Consider the following 24,985-nt stretch of genomic DNA (forward strand, 5'->3'; position numbering starts at 1 on the left):
CCGCCTGCCTGCATGACCCACGGGAACTGGAAAACGACCGCCAAACGCCTTCTCTCACGCACCGGCCTGCTGCCCGCCGCGCGTGAGCTTCGTTATCAAACTCGACGAGCGACCGATTCCACCTTTCGCGCGCACGAACAACAGGTGGAGCAGGAATTCCGCCGATTCGCAGACCAGTATGGAGCGGCGTTCCGTCAGGTCGCGCCTGCCCAGCAGGAGGGGCGGCGAGTCCTGATCGTCAGTTCGGGCTCGCTGGGGCAGTTGGTGGAGATCGCCCTTGTCACGGCCTTTCGCGCGGCAGGGTATCGGCCGATGATCCTAGGCGATTACGACCGATGGATGGAGGCGTACTACCGCGAGGTGGGCGTGCCGGATCAACGGTATTGGGATGAGTGGTTCAAGCCGGTGCCGCAGGCGGAGGCGGCAGCCCTCCTGGGAACGATCGGGTCGTTTGAACAATTGATCAAGCTCGAATATGCCGGGACGCGAGTCGGGAAATATGCGGCCTCGACCGCTCTGCGCCATCTGCGGGTCGGACGAATCGACCTGGCGGACCGAGGCATCAAGGACGCGCTGTTGCCGTTTCTGCACCGCGCCATGTGTGATGCAGAGACCGCGCGAGCGATCGTGGAGGAGCTGCGGCCGCACCTCGTCCTGTCAGTCGATTTGGGTTATTCACCGCGCGGGCAACTCTTCGATGTCTGTCTGGCGGCCGGCATCGATACGATCACCTGGAACGCCGCCCATCGCAACAACACCCTGATGCTGAAACGGTACAACCGCGTCAATCGCGACGTCCATCCCGCGTCGCTCTCGGCGCACACCTGGCGGACCCTGACGGCGAGGCCCTGGACCGATCAGGAGCGTGAGCGACTCCGTCAGGAACTGATCGGCAGTTACCAAAGCGGTGAGTGGTACAGCGAGGTCGGGACGCAGTTCCGTACGTCGCTGCGGGAAGCGGAGGAGGTGCGCCGGACGTTGGACCTCGATCCGGGCAAGAAGACTGTCGTGGTCTTTCCGCACATCTTCTGGGACGGCACCTTTTTTTACGGCACCGATCTCTTCGAAAGTTACGAGGAGTGGTTCGTGGAAACGATGCGCGTCGCCTACGCCAATTCCCGCGTCAATTGGGTGGTGAAGATCCATCCCGCCAACCTCGTGAAGAATATCCGTGACGGGATCGGGTCCGAGCCGTCTGAACTCGCAGCGCTTCGCAGCCTCGGTCAAAACCTTCCCTCACAGGTGCGGCTCGTCCCGCCGGACAGTCCGATCAGCACGCTCTCCCTCTATGCCATTATGGATTGTTGTGTGACGGTACGGGGTACCGTCGGAATCGAGGCGGCCAGCTTCGGCATTCCGGTGCTGACGGCGGGCACGGGACGATACGACCGGCTGGGCTTCACGATCGATTCCGCCTCCAGGGCGCAGTATCTCGACCGGCTGGCCCACATCGACAGCCTGCCTCCGATGACGGGCGAGCAGCGGCGGCTAGCAGAGCAGTTTGCCTACGGGATCTTCGTGCTCCGGCCCCTCACGCTCAGGACGGTCGCATTGGAATATCAACGTGACGCCAAGGCGAGTTTGCGGACCATGGTGCGGGTCCCGACGAGCAGCGCCGTGCGCGAGGCACCCGATCTCCGAGCCCTGGCCGAGTGGGTCCGCAGTGGAGAGGAAGATTTCATCGCGCCGCATGTCTAGCACCATTCCATCGTTCGACTCGACGCATCGTGTCGGGAGGCTCCTGCCTTGTGCGGCATAGCGGGCATGGTCGGCCCCGGCGCCTCGGAGGCCGTCCGTCGCATGACCGGCTCGTTGGTGCATCGCGGGCCGGACGACGGCGGCCATTACGACGCTCCTGCAGCCCGCCTCTGTTTGGGCATGCGGCGGCTGAGCATCCTGGATTTAGCCCACGGCCACCAACCGATGGCCAATCAAGACGAGTCGGTCTGGATCGTCTACAACGGTGAGGTCTTCAATTCGCCGGAGTTGCGTGGGCGCTTGGAGCGCGACGGCCGCCGCTTCGCGACCGCGAACTCCGACACGGAAACGCTGCTGCATCTGTACGACGAGAAGCAGGAAGCCATGCTGGCGGATCTCAACGGCATGTTCGCCTTCGTCCTGCACGACAAGCGGCGCCGGCTGTTGTTCGGCGCGCGCGATCGCCTCGGCATCAAACCGTTGTACTATGCGCTCACACCGAGCGGATTCGCCTTCGCGTCGGAACTGAAGGGCCTGCTCACCGCGCCCGGCATACGGCGCGAATTGAACCGCGATAGCCTGTCCCATTACGTCACGCTGCGGTTCGTGCCGGGCACGGCATCCATAGTCCGAGGGGTCGCTCGCCTCGCGCCAGGCCATTGGTTTCGGTACGACCTGACCAGCGGCGCGTTCGAAACACAGTGTTACTGGCGGCCGTCCTTTGCGCCTCAGGAGGGACGCTCCGTCCAGGAATGGAGCGAACAGGTCCGCACCGACCTCCGAGCCGCCGTACGTCGCTGGAGCCTGAGCGATGTGGCGATCGGTTGCTCGCTGTCGGGCGGACTCGATTCGTCGAGCATCGTCGGGCTGCTGGCCGACAGCGGCCACCGCCGGCTCAAGACCTATTCGCTGGGGTTCGTCGGAGAGGGGGCGGCGGCGCTGGATGAATTGCCCTTGGCGCGCCAGGTGGCGGAGCGTTGGGGGACGGATCACCATGAGTTGATCCTGCGCCCCGAGGATCTGCTGCGAGACCTTCTCAAGATGGTCTGGGCCTTGGATGAACCCTACGGCGGCGGGCTCCCCTCCTGGTACGTATTCCAGTTCATGCAACAGGACGTCAAGGTTGGAATGACGGGGAGCGGCGGTGATGAGCTGTTCGGCGACTACGGGCGGTATATTGCCTTGGAACGACGCCTGGGAGAGGGACGGGACACATCCTGCCCTTCCTGGATGGAGCGTGGCTGGCCGCTGGTGGCGTCGTTCGTGGATCGACTTCCGCATGGGCTCGGCGGTCTCCGGCGCAAGGATCGCTGGCGCCACTATCCGCTGGTGCGCCGTGACCCGTTCGGCTGGGACTACGTGCAGGCGTTTTATTATTGTTCTGAACCTATGAAGAGCCGTGATGTGCTCTTGCCGGCGGAGGACGGACGGCCGATCGCCGATACCGTAGAGTGTCTGCGGACTTACTACCAAGAGTCCGGCAGCGCGGAGCCGCGAGACGCCTTGACGTACGTCGCCCTGCGTACGCAACTGCCCGAAGAATTCCTGTTCATGACCGATCGGTTTTCCATGGCCCACTCGTTGGAGGCGCGGGTTCCCTTTCTCGATCACCTGTTCGTGGAATCCGTCCTGCGGATTCCGGCGCACATCCGCACGAAACCGGAGGATCCGAAGTATCTACTGCGGCAGGCCCTGCGCGATTTGTTGCCCGATGACCTGGTGCATGCGCCGAAGCGTGGGTTCGTGATTCCGACGGCGCAATGGCTGCGTGGGCCGCTTCGTCCGCTTGCCGAGCGGATGTTGAATCCGGCGCGACTGGCCGAGCAGGGGCTGTTCCGTCCGGAGTTCCACGCGCGATTCGTCCGTCCCCATGTCGAGGGACAAGCGGACTATCACCCGCAAGTCTGGACCGCCCTCATGTTTCAGCTGTGGCACAGCCTCTATGTCGAACAGCAGCTAACGGAGGCTCCCAGCATGACCTGGCAGGATCTCTGCGCCTAGGGCTTGCGTGGATCTCGGACGATGAATATTCTGCATCTCAGCACGGAATATAATCAGGGCGGCTCCGGTCGAGCGGCCTATCGCATCCACGCGAGCCTTCGGCGGCGGGGGCACACGTCCCATATGTTGGTGTCCGGCCTGGTGCACGGTGCTCCCGAAGCAGGACCGATCTGGGGGACCATGCCTTGGCGGGCGGCGGATTGGCTGGCCCGGCGGGCGACCGATGCCTTGAGCCTGCAATACCTGTTTTTACCTTCCTCCTGGCGGCTGCTGCGGCATCCCTGGTTCCGGGAGGCGGACTTGGTGCAGCTGTACAATACCCACGGCGGGTACCTGAGCCATGCGGTGTTCGGTGTGGCGAGTCGCAAGAAGCCGTTCGTGTGGCGCCTTTCCGACATGTGGCCCTTCACCGGCCATTGCTGTTATGCCTATGACTGCGATCGTTGGAAGACCGGTTGCGGCGCTTGCCCGCTGTTGCAGGATGAGCCGGCCTTGCGAACGGACCGCACGGCGTTGTTGTGGCGGATCAAGCAGCGCATCTACGCCGACGCGAAGGTCACGCTGGTGGCGCCGTCGCGGTGGATCGCGGGCTTGGCCCGCCACAGTCCTCTCGTGGGCCATTGGCCGTTGGAGGTGATTCCCAACGGTCTGGACCTGTCGGTGTTTCGGCCGATCCGCCGGACCGCCGCCCGTGAGGTGTTGGGGCTGCCGCAGGATGAGTCGGTGGTCCTGTTCAGCTCCGTGGAGACCCAGGCTCACCGCAAAGGCGGCACCTTCGTAGCTGAGGCTGTGAAGCGGCTCAAGGGCCGGACGCGCCGCCCCTTTCGCCTCCTGGTCGTCGGGCAACGGGCGCGGGATTGGGAGCAGGCCATGCCTGTCCCGGTGACGGCGATCGACTTGGTGAAGGACGATCATCTCTTGGCCCTGCTCTATTCGGCGGCGGATGTCTTCGTGCATCCGGCTTTGGCGGATAACCTGCCTAACGGGGTGCTGGAGAGCCTTGCCTGTGGGACGCCGGTGGTTGCGTTTGAGGTGGGCGGGGTGGGCGAGGCCGTGCGCCCGATGGAGACCGGGTATCTCGCGCGCCACAAGGATGCGGATGACCTGGCGGAAGGAATGCGATCGCTGTTGGACGACGACGATCTCCGACACCGCCTCAGCCGGCGATGCCGGGAAATTGCGGAAACCGAATACGACATGGAGCTGCAGACAACGCGGTTCGAACAACTCTATCAAGCGGTGGCCTGTGGTCGGTAGGTCACCCGAACCGTTTCCTGAAACGCCCTACGGGATCGTCAAGCGGCTCCGGACTATCGAAGCTTGGACGGACCGGGTCGTGGCGCGCCTGAGGCAGACCTCGCTCTCCATCTTGGATTACGGCTGCGGCACCGGCGACCATGTGACCCATCCGCTGGCCTGTCGATCGCACCGGGTGCTGGGGGTGGATTGCCATGAGGCGTCCATCCGGCAGGCAAGCCGCACCTATCCATTGCCCAATCTGTCTTTCCGTCGGGCGGACATCGGGGACCTGGTTCGAGAAGCGATGACGTTCGACCTGATCGTCTGCTCAGAGGTCTTGGAACACCTGCATGACCCGCGGGAGTTTCTGCAAGCGGTCCGGCGTCTGCTCCGTCCCGGCGGCGGGCTCATCATTACCACGCCCAACGGGTACGGATCGTTCGAATGGTTGATGAGCCTCCAGAAGGGCTTGAATCGCATCGGGCTGCACGGACTCCTGCGTCGGGCTGCCAGCCCGCTGTTGGGTGCGAAGACCAACGGCCAGGCGCGACCGGATTCCACAGGAAGCGTCACTGCGGATCCGTCCATCGGGTATTTGAACATGGATTCCACGCACGTGCAGTTTTTTCGACTTGGTCGCTTGGAAACGATCTTTGCCGAGAGCGGATTTCGGATTCTGGATCGGCGGGCCCGCACGCTGTGCTGCGGTCCTTACGTGGATCTGCTCTTTCGCGCGCTGCCGTTCGAGCAGGCGCTGTACCGAATGAACAATCGCCTGGCTGATCTGCTGCCTTTCGCGTGGGCGGCTGATTGGATGTTTTTCCTGGAAGCCGGTGTCGAATGAGCGAGGAATTCCCGCGGGTGCTGGTCGTCACGGCCAATAACTTCAACCTCATTACCGGCGGAGGGATTACCCTCACCAATCTGTTCCGTGGTTGGCCGTCAGACCATCTGGCGAACGTGCATGAGGATGCCCTGCCCGAGGACCGGACTGTCTGCCAGAGATGTTATCGGCTGACCCACGAGGAGATTCGCTGGGTCGGGCCGTTCTCGCTCGTGCAGGGGTGGTACGGGCAAAAAAAACAACAGGGCCTCGCGATGGGGGCTACGGAGGGGGCTTCGTCTGCCGGAGGCTGGCTCAGCGTAGTGAAGCGGCTGTTGGGTGATGGGGCGCCGAAACGGGCCCAGCTGACGCCGCAGCTCATCGAATGGGTGGAGCGGTTTCAGCCGACGGTGCTCTATGGGTTTCTCGGTTCGCTGGAGCAAATCACCCTCCTACGGTCCCTGGCCGCTCGTTTCCATGTGCCGACCGTCGTGCACATGATGGACGACTGGCCGGCGGTCCTGCATCGCCGAGGCCTCCTGGGGCCGATCGTCGGTCCGATGGTTCGGCGTGAACTCGCCGGGGCGTTGCGGGAAGCGCGCGTCCGCCTGGCCATCTGCGAGGAGATGTGCGAGGAGTATCGCCGCCGGTACGGATACGAGTTCACCGCCTTTCAGAACGCCCTCGACCCGGCTCAGTGGCTGCCGCATGCGCGCACCGACTGGGGCGCCGGCAGGCCGTTCGTGGTCCGCTATGTCGGTTCGATCCTGCCGGACGGCCAGAAGGACAGCTTGAAGGACATCGCCCAGGCGGTAGTTGGGCTCTGGAAGTCCGGACGGAGAGTCCAGTTGCGGGTCCATGCGCCGAAGGCCGATGCGGACTATTTGCGCGCGCTGGCGGCGCCGTCGGAGGCCCTGCTGATCGAGGGCCCGCCTGACCCGGCCCTCGTGCCGCGTATGTTGGCCGAGGCCGATCTGTTGCTGTTGCCGTACAACTTCGACGAGCGGAGCGCTCGCTACATCCGGTTTTCGCTGCCGACGAAGGCGCCGGCCTACATGATGTCCGCCACACCGGTTTTAGTGTATGCTCCCGCCGACGTCGCGACCGCGCGTTATGCGGATCGAGAGGGCTGGGGGTATGTGCTGTCGTCCCAGGGGGAAGAAGCAGTACAGGCGGCGTTGACGCTCCTGATGGAGGATGTCGCGCTTCGTGAGCGGTTGGGGCGCAGGGCCCAGACGGTCGCGCTGGTTCGGCATGATGCAGCCCAGGTGCGTCACGCCTTTTGGGAAAGTCTGCGGGCCGCCGCTCGGTCCTCATAGACGAATCGGGAGATGGGAGAGGAGCTGCGAGCAGTCGTCGGCATGGCGACGACGAGCACCAGGGAGAGGAGATCCGCGGGCATGCACAAGGGGCAGGGGGTTTCGGCGGAGACCTCACCGAACGAAGACGTGCGGCAATATTGGGATCAGGAAGCCTGCGGCACCTACGAGTCCGTCGTGGGCGACCTGCCGGAGCTGAGTCCTGAATGGTTTGCGCGCGTGGAGCAGCACCGCTACGCTATGGAACCCTTTATCCATACGATTGCCGATTTCCCGGCCCATCGCGGCAAGCAGCTGTTGGAGGTCGGGGTCGGAGCCGGGACCGACCATCTGCAATGGGCCCGTGCGGGAGCCGTCTGCCACGGAGTGGATTTGACCCAACGGGCGATCGAGACGACGCGCGCGCACTTGGCCTTGCACGGGTTGCGTTCCGATCTTCGCCGCATGGACGCCGAAACGTTGCCGTTTCCCGACGGCTCGTTCGACGTGGTCTATTCCTGGGGCGTCATTCACCATTCGGCGCATCCCGAGCGGATCGTGCGTGAAATCAGACGGGTGCTCAAGCCGAACGGCCTCTTCATCGGCATGCTCTACGCCCGGCGCTCCTTGGTGGTCTTCAAGCTGTGGGTGAAACATGCCCTCTTGAAGGGACGGCCCTGGCGTTCCTGGTCGGACCTGCTGGCGCACCATATGGAAAGTCCGGGGACCAAGGCCTATACGATTCCGGAACTGCAGGCCCTGTGGTCGGAATTTTCCTCGTGCGACACCACGCAGTTGCTCACGCCGTATGACTACAACTGGTTTCCACGCTGGATGCACCGGTGGTTCCCGACGAGTTGGGGCTGGTTCATCGCAGTGCGGGCAAGACGATAACATCGATCCCGACCACCGACGTCCGGCCCCAGACAGGAAGCGAATGAAGCGACGACGGCTGCTCATGGCCAGCGCCAACTATTGGCGGTCTCCCTTTCAGGTCGGAAGCCACCACTTGGCGCGCGGGTTTGCGCGGGCCGGGTGGGAGGTCGGATTCGTGTCGGATCCGATTTCACCCTGGCACCTGCTGGGCGGGCAGGTCCGCGACGTTCGGGAACGGTTCGACCTCTATCGCCATGGAGGTGCGCACGATTGCGACGGTCTCGTCTGGACCTACGTGCCTGGGGCGCTCCTGACGCCGCACAACAAACCGCTGCTGAACAGTCGGTGGGTCGGTGAGCAGTGGCCCAAGATGACGAGGCCGCGTTTGATGGAGGTGCTGCGTCAGCGAGGGTTCGACGACGTAGATCTCCTGTACTGCGACAGCGTCGCGCATGTCGGGTGGTTGGACGGTATCGTCCGGCGCAAGGCGTTCTACCGCGTGACCGATTGTCTGGCAGGTTTCGAGAAGGCGACTCCTGTCGCTCTGGAACTCGAACGCCGTCTCGCGCGCTCCGTCGACCACGTGGTGTATAGCGCCAGGAGCTTGGAGGGATACGTCAAGACTCTGGAGCCGCGATCTATGGCCTATTTGCCCAATGCGGTGAACTATGCGCATTTCGCCGAGGGGGATCGGACAGTGCCGCCGGAGTACGCTACGATCCCACGCCCGATCGCCATTTATGTCGGCGCCATGGATGTCTGGTTCGATTATCGCTTGCTTGACGAGGCGGCGGCGCGATTGCCGAAGGTGTCCTTCGTATTGATCGGGCCGGATGGGTTGGCTCGACAACGGTTGCGCGGCCGGGCCAATCTCCATCTCCTGGGCCCGCGTCCTTACGGCGAGCTGCCGCGGTATCTCCACCATGCGGATGTCGGGTTGATCCCGTTCGACGCCGTCCACCATGCCGAGCTGGTCCGCAGCATCCACCCCCTGAAACTCTACGAGTATGCGGCCTGCGGCCTGCCCGTCGTGGCGGTGGAATGGGAGGAACTGACCTATCTCGACAGTCCGGCCCGGCTATGTTGCGGAACTGAAGCCTTCGTGTCCGCGATCGAGGAGGCGATCTCGCATCGCCCTGAGGAGGCCAAGCTGCAGACCTATGCAGCGTCACATGACTGGGGTGTGCGGGTGGCAACCATCCTTGCCCAGCTCGGGTTGCAGGCCGGGTAGGGATGTGCCAAAAGAATACGACCGACGGAGCGTCCGTGAATATCGTCGTGGTCAGCGATTTTGCCTATGTGAACGGCGGTAACGCGTCCGTCGCCCTCTCGAGTGCGATCAGGTTGGCACAACAGGGAGACGCCGTGACATTGTTTGCCGGAGCCGGTCCCGTCGATCCCCGTATCGGCTCAAGCGCCATCACCGTGGTCTGTACCGATCAACAGGCCATTGGAGAGGACCCAAAGCGGACACGGGCCATCACCCAGGGGATCTGGAACATCAAGGCTGCGCGAATGATGGCGCAGGTACTCCAGTCTGTGGATCTGGGCCGGACGATCATTCATGTTCATGGATGGGACAAAGTGCTCTCATCGAGCGTTATTCGAACGGCGTTGGCGATGGGCGCGAAGGTCGTCTGCACCTTGCACGACTATGTTTCCGTCTGCCCCAACGGCGGTTTTTATAATCACCCCCACGATGAAATTTGCCCGCTGAGGCCGATGTCCTTCTCTTGCATTCGCGAAGGATGCGATCGGCGAGGCTATACGCACAAGCTGTGGCGCGTCGCGCGACAAGTCGTTCAGAAACAGTGGGGACTTGTGCCGGACGGAATTCGACATGTCATTGTCGTGTCGGAATTCAGCCGTCGGATCCTCAACCCGTGCCTGTCACCCGCGACCAGAATACATCACGTTCCAAACATGATCTCCGTGCCGCGTGGCGTTGCAACTTCTCCTCACGAGAGGACCGCCTACGTGATGGTCGGGAGAATGTCACGGGAAAAGGGCCCGCACCTTCTCGCACGCGTGGCGGCGAGGACTGATTGGGATGTGCGATTTGTCGGAGGAGGGGAGAGCTTGGCTGATATCAAGCGAATGGCTCCGCGGGCCACCGTCACCGGCTGGGTCCCGCACGATCAGGCCATGAAAGAACTTGCGGGTGCTCGGGCACTCGTCTTTCCCTCCTTATGGTATGAAACGGAAGGTCTTGTGGTGCTCGAAGCTGCGGCGTTGGGCATCCCTGCTATCGTGGCCGACTCCTGTGCGGCTCGAGACCTTGTGAGCGACGGCGACACCGGCCTCTATTTTCGAAGCGGCGACGAGCAGTCTCTGCAAGCCGCTATGGCGCGGCTCCAGGACGACCGCCTCGTGCGGCGCTTGGGGGCAGCGGCCTATGACCGCTATTGGAAGCACCCGCGATCAATGACGAATCATATTCGCGCTCTCAAACGCGTGTACGAGCTAGTTTTAAACGAGAGCTAACCGGCGCTTCGTTGGGCTGGCTACCTCTGGGCAACGATGAAGACAGTGACCAGGCACAGAGCTGGCATCGATCGAGTGGGATTGGGGGTGCTTGTCCTCCTACTTCTCTCTCCCATCGTGTTCAAAGTTCGTCTGGCCGACAGTCTGGTGGTTCATCCATTCGTGCCGCTGTTGGCAGTGGCATGGATGTGGACTGCCTGGGTCATTCGAGGGACATTGGGATCGATTCGGAATGGTCGCTATGTTGCCGAGTGGCAAGCGTGGAACATTCCGATTGGGCTGTTTGCCCTAGTGATTATTAGCTTAGCGGGATCTTTGGTCCTGAACGGGATCCGCCTGAACTCGGTTCAATCGGTTGGGTGGCTGCTGTTGATTAAATGGATCCTGTACCTGGCTCCCCTCCCGTTCGCGACATTGCTGGTGATTCGGACCGGTGTTCATGCCCTCAGGCTCGTGAGTTGGGTGGTGCCCCTCGCCGCCCTCGCGACGATCGGGTACTCCCTTATTCGGTTTATGCAGGCCCTGGCCGGGCGATACTTCAACGCCTATGTGGACGAGCGGACCACCTACTTCGCCATGGGTATGCTGGGAGAAGTCCTGTCGAGCGAGGGGTTGACGGTTAGGGCGGATACGATGAGTCACGGGGCCTATGGAATGTATCTGGTTCTCGTGTTGGCCTTCAGTCTCAGTCTGGGGATCTTTCGTGGCTGGAACGGAGTCGTGCCACCGATCTATGCGGCGGTGCAAGCGGTCCTGCTGTGCCCGCTGTCGGTGCTCGTCGTCTTCATGAGTGGATCACGGTCGAGTCTGGCGCTGTTGGCTGGCGCCCTGTTCATGATTCTGGCGCTGTTGGTGGTGAATCCCAGCGAAGCCTTGCCTTTGCGACGACGTTTCGGCATGGCTGCGTTGGTCTTGGCGGTGCCGCTCGGTCTTGCGCTGTTACCGTATACGATCTTTCCGCAACTGGCCACACTCGACCGGATGCATGAGACCTTGCACAGTCCCCTGGAACTCCAAGCTACGGTCGAGGGCCGACGGACTCCGGATTTTACGCAGGGGAGCACGGTTCGAGCGGCGGTCCGCAATGTGCAAACTCGGGTATGGTTGTGGGGAAAGTCCATGCGGTATCTCGCGGATCACCCTCTGAGTCTACTCACGGGGATCGGGTACGACCGTCGGAGATTCGTCGAAGAGGTCGCCGGTCTTCCCTATGAAGGGTACAACAGAGAATTTCAAACCGCGCACAATCTGTACCTCGATTTGGCGATCAAGGGCGGGATCGGACCACTTTCCCCGTTGCTTCTGGCGTTGCTCTGGTTGTTGTGGGTTGCGGTCACCTGTGTCCTGATCCCCGTGAGGAGTGTGAATTCGATTGCGCTGTTGGGGTTGGGGTGGATGTTGTTGGCCTTGTGGCCTCCCCTCCTTTTGGTTAGTTTCGGGGGGGAGGAACTCCTGACCGACAACCTTCTCTTGCATTGGACTCTGTTTTTTGGATTGGCGCTCGGGCTGTGCGGTGCCGCGTTGCGATCTTGGCTACCTCGACACATCGTCCACCTGACTGCGACGGCTGGAGTCGGTGGAGGCCCGGCCTACGTCACGGCTCTGGTGCGGCACCAGCTCCGGCAGGGAAAGCAGATTCGGATCTTCTGCTCCGATGAGAAACCCCATGTGGATCTCTGGCGCGAGTTGGGTGCGCGGGTCACGGTCATGCCTATGCGACACCCACGCGTGCTGTCCATTTTGAAGCTGTCCGCCGCGATTTTGCGTGCGCCGGCCCCCATGCATGTGCATGGCCGAGGTGCGGCGTTTTTCGCGGTCTGGGTCAAACTGCTCATTCGAGTTCCTGTTCTGTATACTCCGCATGGCCCGCACTATGCCTATACCCGCGGGGCGTCGTTTCTCATAGCCTGGTGTATGGAGTATGCGTTTCGGCTGGTCTTTGATACGGTTGTGTATGTGTCGCAGGGGGAGCAGGCGATTGCGCAACAACTGAAGCTGCCGGTCCGAGGTTCGCACGTCGTGCTGTCCGGCCTGATCGATGATCCCTCAATAGGCGAGGGGCGTAAGCCGGAGCGAGGGACCATACGACAGGAATTGGGGTTGTCGCCCGGGCAGTTCGTCATCGGCTGGATTGGCCGTTTACATCATCAGAAAGGATTGGACCTGCTCATCGAGTCGATGCCGACGGTCGCGGCGGCCATTTCCCAAGTGGTTTGGGTGGTGATCGGCGACGGAGAATCGGGTGATCTCGAACGGTATCGGAGGCAGGCGGCGCAAGCCGGAATGACCGAGAGGATCCGATTTGCCGGAGGACGGCCGGATGCCCGCCATCTCGCAAATGCATTTGACTTGTACGTATCGACTTCACGATGGGAGGGGTTGCCTTTGGCCCTGCTCGAAGTCATGGCGCAGGGCGTCGCCATTGCCGCGAGCGACGTGGTAGGCAACCATGATGTGTTAGATGGGTGGGGGCTCTTGTTCAAACCGAATGACGCTGCTGCAGCCGCACAGGCTCAGGTTACTCTGGCACGAGACGCGTCGATGCGGAAGGCCCTCACTGAGCGAGGTCGCTCAGTGCTTCGCGAGCGATTCATGCTCCCACGGATGTTGAGCGATATGGATGGGGTCTATGGCGAAGTCCTTGGCCGGGAGGTGTCAGTGTGAAAGGGCTTTTGGCCCGAACCCCTCTGGAGGAGATCGGCGCGAGGCTTGGAAAAACCGTCGTGCCGTTGGTGGCATCGGATGCCTTTGTGCAGGGCTGCCGATATGCCTTGATCGCTTACCTTGGGTATGTCTCGTTTGCTCTCCTGGGATCCTATCTATTTGGGGCTGCGATTGGAGCCTTGATAGGGGGCGCGACCGATTTCGGCATCAATCAACATTGGCTTCGGCTGGGCTCCGGTTCCGATGCGCTCACGAGACAGATATTTTTGAGGGTACTGCTCGTCAAGCTTGGGTTGTTGCTCATCCAGGTCGCCGCCTTTGTGTTGTTGATAGGGGGATTCTGGAGTCGATCGTTTCCCCTGATGATGGTGATTGGTTTCGTCATGGCGAATCTCCATGCGTTCGCCGAAGCCGGCGAGGCGGTGGGGTTTCTCTCTTATCGGTATGGTCTTGTGGCGTGGATGCGTGTGTTCGTGGGGACGGTTATGTACGCGGCGCCGGTAGGATACGCCTTCATCGTAGGCGCCCCATCAGGGGCGGAGGCCATTCATGCAGCCTTGCGGATCGGGAGTTTCGCCGGTCTTCTGGTTGTGTCCGGATATTTATGGAAGACATACCGAATGTTGGCGGACTTCCCCGGATCGAGAGGGGGGTACTTCACCACTTGGCGTGCAGCGCGGTGGCTGGGGATGAACCAGCTTGCAATCGTGGTCGATGTACGGGCACCCCTCATTCTTTTGGGCATCTTGCTAGGTGAGGCTGCCGTGGGGCTGTATGGATTGATCCAGCGTACGACCGCCGTCGTGGAGCTGGCTTGGGCGTCGCTGTCCAAACTCTTGCTGAAGTCCTATGCGGAAGAAGCTGCCACGCAGGGTAGTGGACTGTTGCGCCATCATGTTGTGCGAGCGAGTTGGGTAACGGGTCTCGTCATGGCCGTCGGCGGCACTGCCGTTTGGGTTGGCAGCCGGTTGTTGGAGCAACAGGGTGGATGGTCTCAGGATCTGCAAACCAGTTTCGGACTGTTGCGATGGGCGACGGTCGCGATCGGCTTGAGCTCGTTGAAGCGGCCAGTTCTGCTAGGCTTGATTGCCATGCGTCGTGAACGAGACGTCTGCGCCGTCAACCTCCTGTCGGCCGTGGCCGGATTGATGTCGATTCCGTTCTTGATTTGGTCTCTGGGCATCTGGGGTCCCATTGTCGCGGCAGTGGTGCTGGAAGCCATGGCATTGCTGCTGCTGTTGTCCTTCTTTCGCGCCGCGCAGCAAAGATGTGGAGAGGGGGGGCTTGAACCGATACTCGCCGGAGACGGTCATTGGGTGTCGCGAGAGGTGGCTGGCTCCGGACAATGTCAGTGAAAGTCGCCATTGTCCATGATTGGCTGACCGGCATGCGTGGCGGGGAACGCTGTCTCGAAGCCTTTTGTGAGGTGTTTCCCGAGGCGGACCTCTATACCCTGCTGTACATCAAGGGGAGCGTGGCGCCCGCTATCGAACGCCACCGCATCCACACGAGCTTCATTCAGTCGCTGCCCTTCGCCGGCAAGGCCTATCGCTATTACCTGCCGCTGTTTCCTATGGCGATCGAGAGCCTCCGTCTTACTTCCTATGACCTGGTGCTGAGTTCGAGCCATTGTGTGGCCAAGGGCATTCGGCCCCCGCGGGGGGCGCGGCACCTCTGTTATATCCACGCGCCGATGCGCTACGTATGGGACCAGTTCGAGAGCTATGCGGGCGGCGGACAATCCGGTCTGGTGGCACGGGTGGGCATGGGGCTGTTTCGAGCCCGTCTGCAGGCTTGGGACGTAGCCTCTGCTGCACGGGTGGATCAGTTCGTGGCCAACTCCCTGAATATCGCCAAGAAGGTTCAGCGATACTATGGTCGCCCCGCCTCCGTGCTCCATCCGCCCGTGGATTGGCAGGCCTTTCGGGCCTCGGATCGTGCGGAAGATTTTTATTTGATGGTGACGGCCTTCGCTCCGTACAAGCGGATTGATCTGGCCATTCAGGCATGCAATGGTATGAAACGGCGATTGAAGATCATCGGGAAAGGACAGGAAGAAGTGAGATTGCGGAAGTTGGCCGGTCCGACGGTGGAATTTCTCGGTTGGCAGCCGGACGAGGTGGTGCGGGAACACTACATGCGTTGTCGGGCACTGCTCTTCCCGGGCGAGGAGGATTTTGGTATCGTCCCTCTTGAAGCGATGGCATGCGGCAAGCCAGTGATTGCGTTCGGCCGGGGCGGTGTGCTGGAAACGGTCGTGCCGTTGGTGGCACCCATGGTCGGAGAGAAGGGAACTCTGCGCGTAAGACCAGCAGGAGATCGGTCTCCTCAGCCTCCCACCGGAATCTTCTTTGACGCTCAAACAGTGGCTGCGGTTGCGGAAGCGATCGAGACGTTCGAGCGACACCGTGCGGAGTTTGATTCATCCGCCATCCGAGCATACGTCGCGGGTTTTGATCGAACAGTGTTCAAGGCGCGGCTGAGTGAACTGGCTCGGGCAGTGGTAGCGGGAACGGATTGACTGCGACGATCAATGCTCAAACGACACTCGCAATTTCTCAAGAGCGTGCTCTTTCTATTCGATCTGGGATTGATCTGCGCCTGTTGGGTCGGCGCCTATTACCTGCGGTTTTCTGATCTCGCGGCGGCGCCCAAGGGGGTTCCGCCCCTGCCCATGTACCTCTGGCTGCTCATCCCCATCGTGGGGGTCTGGGGGATTTCCTTCCAAGCCTTCGACCTCTATCGTCCGCGGCGCATGGGGACGCACCTCGCCGAGTTCCTGGATGTAGCCAAGGCCAATACCCTGTCCGTGTTGATCCTCGTCGCGCTGACGTTTTTTATCCGCCAGTACGAATACTCACGGTTGGTCCTCCTCTACTTCTGGCTGCTCAATCTCCTCGCCCTGGGATTTTCCCGCGTGCTCTTCAGGGAGGCGCTGCGTTTTCTGCGGCGCCAAGGCTATAACCAGCGGCATGCGTTGGTCGTCGGGGCTGGGCGGCTCGGCCGTCGCGTAGTGGATGCATTGGCGCGGCATCCGGAGCTGGGCGTGAAGGTGCATGGGTATCTGAGTTCCGCGTCGCGGGTCGTGGGAGATCGAATCAACAACGTGCCCGTTCTCGGCCGGTACGACGACTTGCTGGACCGGGTGCAATCGGGCATCGACATCGTATTCGTCTGCCTGCCTCCTGAGGATGAGCCCTGGGCCGAAAAGATGTTTGCCGTGCTGTCCAATACGATGGTGGAGGTGAAGGCCCTTCCCGCGATCTGCGAGTTCGTGAGTCTGCGGGCGGAGGCCGAGATCTTCGAAGGGTTGCCCCTGATCACGCTCCAGGGGTCGCCGTTGCACGGCTGGAACCTCGTGATCAAGCGGGCCATGGACGTCGTCGGCGCGACTGCGGCCCTGCTGTTGTTTTCGCCGGTCCTACTGGGCGTCGCGGCGCTGGTGAAGCTGACGTCTCCTGGGCCGATTTTCTTTCGGCAGTTGCGCATGGGTTTGGACGGTCAGGCGTTTGAGATGTTGAAGTTTCGCTCCATGAAGGTCGATGCGGAATCGGAAACCGGACCGGTGTGGACGCAACCCAATGACGATCGACGCACCCCCATCGGGGCGTTTTTGCGTCGCACCAGCCTCGATGAGCTGCCGCAGTTTTGGAATGTCTTGCGGGGAGAGATGAGCATCGTGGGCCCCAGGCCGGAGCGGCCTGAATTCATCGCTCGGTTTCGGGAGACCTTGCCGCAATACATGTTGCGCCACAAGATGAAGGCCGGCATTACCGGTTGGGCGCAGGTCAACGGCTGGCGAGGCAATACCTCGCTGGAGCGGCGCATCGAGCACGACCTCTATTACATCGAGCATTGGTCGATGTGGTTCGACATCAAGATCATGTGGCTGACCCTGTGGAGAGGCTTCATCCATCGACATGCCTACTAAGCGTCTTTCCTGATAGCGGCGGTCGAGTTGTCTTGTGTTTCCTCCGTTGCCTTGTTAACATCGGGCTCAATCGAAAGCCGCCGCATGCCCAGTACAGGTCGTCGTCGACACGCCCCATCCCGCTCACGTGCTTCCTTGCCACGGATTCTGCGAGGCATTCGTCTGTTCGCCACGGATGTCGACGGGGTCTTGACCGACGCCGGGATGTACTACGCGGAATCCGGCGACGAATGGAAGAAGTTCAACACGCGCGACGGTATGGGCATCAAGTTGTTGCAGAAGGCCGGCCTGTTGACGGCGATCATTACCCAAGAGTCCACCAAGATCGTCATGCGTCGTGCCCAGAAGCTGACGATTCCCGAGGTGCATCAAGGGGCATTCGACAAACTGGCCGTGTTGCAGGATCTGATTGCGCGGCATGGATTGTCGATGACCGAGGTGGCCTACATGGGTGACGACGTCAATGACCTGCAGGCCTTGGCAGCGGCGGGATTTTCGGCCGCCCCGGCCGATGCTACGGTACCTGTCCTGAAAACCGTGCGGTATGTGTGTAAGAAGAAGGGTGGAGAGGGAGCCGTGCGGGAAGTGGCCGATCTCATCCTGGCCGCCCGGCAGCGGGGATGAGCGGAACCTCCCCGACGGAAAGTGAGCACGATTGCATGAGCAGGCATGACCATCTCTACCCAGTGATTTTGGCCGGCGGCAGCGGAACGCGATTCTGGCCCTTGAGCCGGCATCTGTATCCCAAGCAGTTGTTGCGCATCATCGGCGACGAAACGCTCATTCAGCAGACGGTACGACGGGTATTGGGCTGTGCGGATCCTCGGCACGTGATGATCTCAACGAATCCCGGGCAGGCCGATTCCATTCGTGTCCAACTGGGAGAATGGAAATCCGATCTGAAAGACAACTATGTCATCGAGCCGGTGGGGCGGAATACGGCGCCGGCCATTGCGCTGGTGGCGGCGGAACTCCTACGTCGAGATCCCGATGCGTTGATGCTCGTCCTGCCGGCCGACCATGTGGTGACGGGGGAGAAGGCCTTCCAGGATGCGGTGTCGCTGGGGATGACCCTTGCCCTGCAAGGGCATCTGGTGACGTTCGGGATCAAGCCGATCAGGCCCGAGACGGGGTATGGGTACATCCAACCGAACCGTCGGACGACGTTGGCCAAGAAGGGGCGGTTGGTCGGACATCCGGTCGCGCGCTTCGTCGAAAAGCCAGATCGAACCAAGGCGATGCAGTATCTGCGTGGCGGGAACTATTTCTGGAACAGCGGGATGTTTCTCTGGAAAGCCGCGACCATTCGTGAAGAAATCGCCCGGCACCAGCCGCTCTTGGCCAAGGCGATGCGGAAGGTCGAGGCCCTCGTGGTATCCGGTGCCGAACCGGGTCTCATCGAAGCCGCCTACAAAAAAGTGCCGTCCGTCTCGATCGACAACGGCGTGATGGAACAATCGTCCAAGGCCGCCATGATCCCCGTGGCTTTCGGTTGGTCCGATGTCGGCAACTGGAGTAGTTTGGAAGAGGTGGCTTCCAAGGACAAGGCCGGCAACGTGGTCAGCGGCCGAGTCATCGACTTGGACAGTTCGAACTCGGTGCTCTATGCCGATCGCCGGGTGGTGGCGACGATCGGCCTCTCGGATATGGTCGTGGTGGACACCCCGGATGCCACGCTGGTCTGCCCGAAGTCCCGCTCGCAGGACGTCAAGCGGATGGTGGAGATTCTGAAACAGCAGGGGGCGCCCGAACATCTGGAACATGTGACGGTCTTCCGACCTTGGGGTGCGTACACTGTGTTGGAAGAGGGGCCCGGCTACAAGGTGAAGCGCGTGACGGTGAATCCCGGCGGGCGGTTGTCGCTGCAACTGCACCATAAGCGAAGCGAGCATTGGGTGGTGATCGCGGGGGCGGCTCGCGTGATCAGAGGCGACGACCTATTGGATCTGCGCGTCGGGCAGAGCATCGCGATTCCCGTCGAGACGCCGCATCGGCTGGAAAATCCCGGTACGGAAACCTTGCACATCATCGAGGTGCAAAACGGGCCCTACCTTGGTGAAGATGATATCGTGCGGTTTCAGGACGACTATGGGCGGCTCAACCGAGTAAGGTAGGAGTTCGGATGGCGCTCTTTCGCGAATACGATTTGAGGGGCATCGTCGGCGATGAATTGACCGAGGATATCGCCGATCAGGTCGGGCGAGCCTATGCGACCATGGCGCGCGAACGCGGGGTGTCCCGCATCAGCCTGGGCCGAGACGGACGGCTCAGTTCCCCCGCGTTGCAGGCGGCGCTGTTGCGCGGCCTGTTAGCCGGCGGGTTGGATGTCGTGGATCTGGGGCTCTGCACCTCGCCGTTGGTGTATTTCTCCCTGTTCCACCTGCCGGTGCAGGGCGGCATCATGATTACGGGTAGTCACAATGCCGCCGAATACAACGGCTTCAAGATCTGTCTGGGCAAGGACGCCATCCATGGCGAGGAGATTCAACGGTTGCGGCGGGTGATGGAGGAAGGCCGGTTCGTCTCCGGCTGCGGTACCCTCTCTTCGCATGCCATCATTCCCGACTACCTGCAGCATCTCAAACGCGACTTTGCGGATGTTCGGGCGGACCATCTGCATGTGGTGATCGATTGCGGCAACGGCGCCGCCTCGCTGGTGGCCAAACAGGCGCTGGAACAGATGGGGTGCCGCGTGACCGGTCTCTACAACGAGTTGGACGGACGTTTCCCCAACCACCATCCCGATCCCACAGTGGTGGAGAACCTGCAAGACTTGATTGCCGCGGTCAAGGAGCAGAAGGCCCATGTCGGCATCGGATACGACGGGGATGCCGACCGGATCGGTGCGGTGGACGAACAAGGACAGATTCTGTGGGGTGACCGGCTGATGGTGGTCTATGCGCGGGACATCCTCGCGCGCCGTCCCGGCACCACCTTCATTTCCGAGGTGAAGGCCTCACAATGCCTGTATGACGACATTGCGGCGAAGGGCGGCCGTCCCATCATGTGGAAGACCGGCCATTCCCTCATGAAGGCGAAGTTGAAAGAAGAGTCGGCGGTGCTGGCAGGTGAAATGTCGGGCCATATGTTCTTCGCGGACCGCTATTTCGGATTCGACGATGCCGTGTATGCCTCCTGCCGATTGGTCGAAATCCTGGCGAAGACCAAGCAGTCGGTGTCGAGTCTTGTGGCGGACCTGCCGCAGACTACGGTGACGCCAGAAATTCGCGTGGATTGCCCGGACTCCGTGAAGTTTCAGTTAGTCGACCAGGTGCGTGCGCAACTCTCGGGCTACCTGGAGTCCAACCGGCCGCTCGGGGCTTCTACCTTGCGCCTACGGGAGCTGGTGACGATCGACGGCGTGCGCGCCATTTTCGATGACGGCTGGGGCCTGATTCGTGCGTCGAACACGCAGCCGGCGCTGGTGCTCCGATTCGAGGCTCCATCCCAAGCTCGTTTGGACGTGATTCGCGCGGCCGTTGAGACCGAACTCGCCCAGGCTCGCCGTGCGCTCGCGTTGTAACACCACCGTCTTCACGCTCCTACTTCTCCCGATCATGGTCATGCCCGCGTGGGTTGGTGCTGCCGAAGGGAACGCGCCCTTCCTGCGCGGTGAACGGCTTTCGTATGATCTGACCTGGTTGGCCATCCGAGCGGGAACGGCGATGTTGGACGTGCAGGCCGTCGAAGCGGACAGGGATCGGCCACAGGTCCGGCTCGGCATGGTGGCGCGTTCCAGTCCGGTGGTGACTAAGTTTTACCCGGTGGACAATCGCGCGGTGTCGACGGTCGATGTCGAATCCTTTTTGCCGCTGCATATGACGTTCGCGCGCCGCGAAGGAAAACGATTCAACGATTTCGACTATACCTTCCGGCATCGTGAGGGCATGGTGACGGCGGTGAAGGACGGCAAGGCCGACGAGTTGCCGATTCCTCCGGACGCCCAGGATGCCATTTCCTGCCTGTATTACGCCCGCAATGTACTCCCGCTGGTGCCGGGTGCATCCCTCACCATGACCGTCCATCATGACAAGAAGAACTACCCACTCCGGGTCAGGGTCGAAGCCCTTGAAACATTGGAGGGAGCCTGGGGACGAAGCGAGACGGCCAGAGTCTTGGTCATCATGCCGTTTCAGGGGATCTTCCTCAACGAGGGCAATATCCGCGTGTGGTTGACCACCGATCCCTTCAGGGTGCCGGTCCGGATGAAGGCCAAGGTGATCATCGGGTCCATTGTCGCGGAGTTGACGCAAGGGTATGGCCGCGCGACCAAATCCTAGGGCCAGCCGCCGACGCCGCTTCGTTTGCTCGCCCAGATCAAAACCGTTATAATTGCGCCAACTTTTAGAACAACAGCTTAACCCTTCCGCCGACCAACCGCAGGGGTGAGGTGTTTTTTCAGGAAGCCGTCAAGGGAGCCATGACGACATTTCCCGTTACGTTAAGCCGCTTTATCATTGAGCAGCAGGCTGCGCATCCGGAGGCGACGGGCGAGTTTTCCGTGTTGCTGACGCAGATCGGCCTGGTCGGCAAGTTGATCGCGCACGACCTGAGGCGAGCGGGGTTGATCAACATCCTGGGGACCACCGGGGAGGTGAACGTTCAGGGCGAGGCGGTCAAGAAACTCGATGAGCTGGCCAACGATACCTTCGTTCGGGTTTTCCAGCATAGCGGGCTGGTCTGTGCATTGGCCTCGGAGGAGATGGAGAAGCCGCTGCAGTTGCCTCAACATTGGCCGCGAGGCAAGTACATGCTGCTGTTCGATCCGCTCGACGGGTCGTCCAACACCGATGTCAATATGCCGCTCGGGTCGATTTTCTCCGTGCTGCGACATAAGGGCGGGGATCGGGCGCCGGTGGAAGCGGAGCTGCTTCGGAATGGCGCCGAACAGGTGGCCGCCGGGTATCTGCTCTTCGGATCGAGCACGATGTTGGTCTTCACCGTCGGGCAGGGCGTCCATGGTTTTACGCTCGAGCCTGCCATCGGCGAGTATCTCCTGTCGCACCAGAACATCAGGATTCCCAAGAAGGGCAAGGTGTACGCGGCGAACGAGGGGAATTATCATCGCTGGCCGGTCGGCACCAGACGCTACTTCGATTACCTGAAGGAGCAGGACAAGGCGACGGGACGGCCGTACAGCGGCCGTTACTGCGGATGCCTCGTGGCCGACGTGCATCGGGTGCTCTTAGGCGGCGGCATCTATCTCTATCCCGGCGAGTCCGACAAGCCGGAGGGGAAACTGCGGCTGCTGTACGAGGCCAATCCGCTGGCCATGGTGGTCGAGCAGGCCGGAGGGGCGGCCAGTACCGGGAGCGACCGCATCATGGCGGTCCAACCGACCGCCCTCCATCAACGTATTCCTCTGATCATCGGCAGTGCCGACGATGTGCACCGGGCGGAATCTTACATCCAGGGACGGGCGTAACGACTAATGTCATTGAGGGTTGTTGGGAGGTGACGATGAGCAATCGGGTTCAGGAGATCCTGAGTTGGTATGAGAGTGACAATGCCGGCACCAAGGCGAACATCGCCAGGCTGTTGAATGCCGGGAAATTGGCCGGGACGGGCAAGCTGGTGATTCTGCCGGTCGATCAAGGATTCGAGCACGGACCGGCGAGGAGCTTCGCACCGAACCCGGGCGGTTACCATCCTCATTACCATTTTCAACTCGCTATCGATGCCGGCTGCAATGCATACGCGGCGCCGCTGGGCTTTATCGAGGCCGGTGCCAGCCGGTTTGCCGGGAGCATTCCCCTGATTCTCAAGCTGAACAACCATGACGTGCTGCATGATGAGAAGGATCCGCTGCCCTCGGTGACGGGCAGCGTCAAGGAAGCGTTGCGCCTGGGGTGCTCGGCGGTGGGCTTTACGATCTATCCGGGCTCCGCCCATTGTAATCGCATGTACGAACAGTTGCGGGCGATCGCCGAGGAGGCCAAGAGTTGCGGGTTGGCCGTGGTGGTGTGGTCTTACCCGCGCGGGTCGGCCCTCAGTAAGGAGGGGGAAACCGCGATGGACGTGGTGGCCTATGCGGCCCAGATCGCCGCGCAATTGGGCGCCCATATCATCAAGGTGAAGTTGCCTACGACCCATTTGGAGCAGGCGGCGGCCAAGAAGGTGTATGAGGCCGAACAGGTGCCGATCAAGACCCTGGCGGAGCGGGTGAAGCATGTCGTGCAGAGTTCGTTCGACGGGCGCCGGATCGTGATTTTCTCCGGCGGAGCCAAGAACGACGAGAAGACGATTTTTGACGAGGTGCGGGCGATTCGCGACGGGGGAGGGTTCGGGTCGATCATCGGCCGGAATTCGTTCCAACGTCCGAAGGCCGATGCCGTAAAGTTCTTGCATACGATCATGGCCCTCTACGCCGGCGAGCAACCGTAACGAGACCACCGATACATCGACGACTCGTATGGACGACTTTCGTATTCCAGATGGGCGGGACGCTTCGCGTCGGAACCTGATCTTCCCGCTGCTCTTGCTGGTCGCGGGGGTGTTGATCGGTGTGATCATCACCTCCGATCTCGGCTGGTTGCCGACTGGCCATGCGGTGCCGGAGCCGCAACCCGTCCCGCCCCCTGTCGCGACGCCGGTTGCCACGGCGATTCAGCCGTCATTGCCGGGGGGCGGGGGCCAGAGTTTCGTGGACGTCGCCAAGCTGGTGAAGCCGGCGGTGGTCAATATTTTCGCGACCAGGAACGGGCAAAGTGAAGGTTTGCAAGGCACGCCGTTCGACGATCCGTTTTTCCGCCGGTTCTTCGGAGACGAATGGATGAAGCGGTTCGAGGCCCCGAAGGAGCGCAAGGAGCGCGGGTTGGGGTCCGGGGTGATCGTCGACGCCAACGGCTTGATCATCACGAACAACCATGTGGTCAACAAGGCCGATGAGATCAAGGTCTTCCTCTCGGACAAGCGGGAGTTCAAGGCGAAGCTGGTCGGCACAGATGCGAAGACGGACGTGGCCGTGCTGAAAATCGAGGCCAGCGGCTTGCCTACGGTGGCCTGGGCCGATTCGGACAAGCTGGAGGTCGGGGAATTCGTGCTCGCGGTCGGCAATCCCTTCGGGTTGACGCAGACCGTGACGCTGGGGATCGTGAGCGCACTCGGGCGCTCCGCTGGAATCGCCGAGTACGAGGACTTCATCCAGACGGATGCCGCGATCAATCCCGGCAATTCCGGCGGCGCCTTGGTGAACGTGCGGGGCGAATTGGTCGGGATCAACACGGCCATCTACAGTCAAAGCGGCGGGAACATGGGCATCGGCTTTGCCGTGCCGAGCAACATGGCTCACACCATCATGGAGCAGCTGGTCCAGCACGGAAAGGTCGTGCGGGGCTGGCTGGGCGTGTCGATCCAGGAGCTGACTCCGGAACTGTCTTCGCAGTTCGGAGTGCCCAAAGAGACCAAGGGGGTGCTGGTCAGCGATGTGATGGACGACAGCCCCGCCCAAAAGGCCGGTTTCGAGCGCGGGGATGTGATCATCGAATACGACGGCAAGCCCATGGATTCTCCGGCGCATCTGCGGAATGCAGTCGCGCAGACCGCGGTCGGAAAAAAGGTGACCGTCAAGATCATTCGGGAAAAGAAGTCTAAATCGATCGACCTCACCATCGCGGAGCAACCGAAGAACTTGGCTCAAGCCGGATCTTCCGATGACGGCGGAGAATCTCTGGCGCCCGCGGGATTGTTGTCCGACATCGAGGTGCGGGAATTGAACAACGAACTGGCCGGTCGGTATGGATTGAAGGGTTCCGACCGTGGGGTCGTGGTCGTGCGGGTGAAGGCGGGCAGTCCTGCGGAGGAGGCCGGGGTGCGTGAGGGGGATCTCGTGCTGGAGGTGAATCGCAAAGCGGTCCCGACGTTGAAGGCCTACGAACGTCTGGCGACGGAGTTGTCGAAGGACCAATCGGTCCTGCTCCTGCTCAAGCGGCAGGGACGGGCCATCTATCTGACGTTGAGACCGTGATTACG

The 24,985-nt window shown here is 61.5% G+C and carries 19 protein-coding genes; all 19 read left to right on the plus strand.

The genetic code is table 11. The annotated features are described in order from the left end of the window. Window positions 1–12 precede the first annotated feature (12 nt). The 19 genes from HRU82_17665 to HRU82_17755 all read left to right on the plus strand — a co-directional run bounded on the left by HRU82_17665 (window position 13) and on the right by HRU82_17755 (window position 24,980). The gene (locus tag HRU82_17665; protein QOJ36665.1) at window positions 13–1,698 is read left to right on the plus strand and encodes a hypothetical protein; all 1,686 of its coding nucleotides are present in this window, start codon (window positions 13–15) and stop codon (window positions 1,696–1,698) included. A 48-nt stretch (window positions 1,699–1,746) separates the two neighbouring features. Further along, complete coding sequence (asnB, locus tag HRU82_17670) at window positions 1,747–3,699, plus strand: asparagine synthase (glutamine-hydrolyzing) (protein ID QOJ36666.1); 1,953 nt, start codon at window positions 1,747–1,749, stop codon at window positions 3,697–3,699. A gap of 21 nt (window positions 3,700–3,720) precedes the next feature. Continuing rightward, window positions 3,721–4,956, plus strand: coding sequence for a glycosyltransferase (locus tag HRU82_17675; protein ID QOJ36667.1), 1,236 nt, complete (start codon window positions 3,721–3,723; stop codon window positions 4,954–4,956). Further along, on the plus strand, window positions 4,946–5,782 hold the full coding sequence (locus HRU82_17680; GenBank protein ID QOJ36668.1) for a class I SAM-dependent methyltransferase: 837 nt from the start codon (window positions 4,946–4,948) through the stop codon (window positions 5,780–5,782). Before HRU82_17675 ends, HRU82_17680 begins: the two co-directional genes overlap by 11 nt. Further along, window positions 5,779–7,080 carry a hypothetical protein gene (locus HRU82_17685; GenBank protein ID QOJ36669.1) on the plus strand — a complete coding sequence of 434 codons (1,302 nt, stop codon included), beginning with the start codon at window positions 5,779–5,781 and terminating at the stop codon, window positions 7,078–7,080. Before HRU82_17680 ends, HRU82_17685 begins: the two co-directional genes overlap by 4 nt. 81 nt (window positions 7,081–7,161) lie before the next feature. Next, complete coding sequence (locus HRU82_17690; protein ID QOJ36670.1) at window positions 7,162–7,953, plus strand: class I SAM-dependent methyltransferase; 792 nt, start codon at window positions 7,162–7,164, stop codon at window positions 7,951–7,953. Between the two features lie 43 nt (window positions 7,954–7,996). Continuing rightward, window positions 7,997–9,166, plus strand: coding sequence for a glycosyltransferase (locus tag HRU82_17695; protein ID QOJ36671.1), 1,170 nt, complete (start codon window positions 7,997–7,999; stop codon window positions 9,164–9,166). A 35-nt stretch (window positions 9,167–9,201) separates the two neighbouring features. Continuing rightward, window positions 9,202–10,419 carry a glycosyltransferase family 4 protein gene (locus HRU82_17700; protein QOJ36672.1) on the plus strand — a complete coding sequence of 406 codons (1,218 nt, stop codon included), beginning with the start codon at window positions 9,202–9,204 and terminating at the stop codon, window positions 10,417–10,419. A 45-nt stretch (window positions 10,420–10,464) separates the two neighbouring features. Further along, window positions 10,465–13,083, plus strand: a complete 2,619-nt coding sequence (locus HRU82_17705) for a glycosyltransferase (protein QOJ36673.1) — start codon at window positions 10,465–10,467, stop codon at window positions 13,081–13,083. Beyond that, on the plus strand, window positions 13,080–14,438 hold the full coding sequence (locus HRU82_17710; GenBank protein ID QOJ36674.1) for a hypothetical protein: 1,359 nt from the start codon (window positions 13,080–13,082) through the stop codon (window positions 14,436–14,438). The genes HRU82_17705 and HRU82_17710 overlap by 4 nt, the downstream gene beginning before the upstream one ends. Next, entirely contained in the window at window positions 14,429–15,604 is a 1,176-nt protein-coding gene (locus tag HRU82_17715; protein ID QOJ36675.1) for a glycosyltransferase, read from the plus strand. The genes HRU82_17710 and HRU82_17715 overlap by 10 nt, the downstream gene beginning before the upstream one ends. 12 nt (window positions 15,605–15,616) lie before the next feature. Further along, window positions 15,617–17,014, plus strand: coding sequence for an undecaprenyl-phosphate glucose phosphotransferase (locus HRU82_17720; GenBank protein QOJ36676.1), 1,398 nt, complete (start codon window positions 15,617–15,619; stop codon window positions 17,012–17,014). A gap of 162 nt (window positions 17,015–17,176) precedes the next feature. Next, window positions 17,177–17,638 (plus strand): HAD hydrolase family protein, encoded by a 462-nt coding sequence (locus tag HRU82_17725; protein ID QOJ37256.1) that lies wholly within the window; start codon window positions 17,177–17,179, stop codon window positions 17,636–17,638. A gap of 35 nt (window positions 17,639–17,673) precedes the next feature. Continuing rightward, window positions 17,674–19,128, plus strand: coding sequence for a mannose-1-phosphate guanylyltransferase/mannose-6-phosphate isomerase (locus tag HRU82_17730; GenBank protein ID QOJ36677.1), 1,455 nt, complete (start codon window positions 17,674–17,676; stop codon window positions 19,126–19,128). Between the two features lie 8 nt (window positions 19,129–19,136). After that, window positions 19,137–20,537 carry a phosphomannomutase/phosphoglucomutase gene (locus tag HRU82_17735; protein QOJ36678.1) on the plus strand — a complete coding sequence of 467 codons (1,401 nt, stop codon included), beginning with the start codon at window positions 19,137–19,139 and terminating at the stop codon, window positions 20,535–20,537. Between the two features lie 34 nt (window positions 20,538–20,571). Beyond that, window positions 20,572–21,294, plus strand: coding sequence for a DUF3108 domain-containing protein (locus tag HRU82_17740; protein ID QOJ36679.1), 723 nt, complete (start codon window positions 20,572–20,574; stop codon window positions 21,292–21,294). A gap of 140 nt (window positions 21,295–21,434) precedes the next feature. Beyond that, on the plus strand, window positions 21,435–22,439 hold the full coding sequence (fbp, locus tag HRU82_17745) for a class 1 fructose-bisphosphatase (GenBank protein QOJ36680.1): 1,005 nt from the start codon (window positions 21,435–21,437) through the stop codon (window positions 22,437–22,439). Window positions 22,440–22,474: 35 nt separating this feature from the next. Beyond that, on the plus strand, window positions 22,475–23,398 hold the full coding sequence (locus HRU82_17750) for a class I fructose-bisphosphate aldolase (protein ID QOJ36681.1): 924 nt from the start codon (window positions 22,475–22,477) through the stop codon (window positions 23,396–23,398). A gap of 28 nt (window positions 23,399–23,426) precedes the next feature. Then, window positions 23,427–24,980: a DegQ family serine endoprotease gene (locus tag HRU82_17755; protein ID QOJ36682.1), complete on the plus strand. Its 1,554-nt coding sequence runs from the start codon at window positions 23,427–23,429 to the stop codon at window positions 24,978–24,980. Window positions 24,981–24,985 lie beyond the last annotated feature (5 nt).

This window comes from Nitrospira sp., assembly GCA_015709715.1.
In the GTDB taxonomy this organism is placed as follows: Bacteria; Nitrospirota; Nitrospiria; order Nitrospirales; family Nitrospiraceae; genus Nitrospira_A.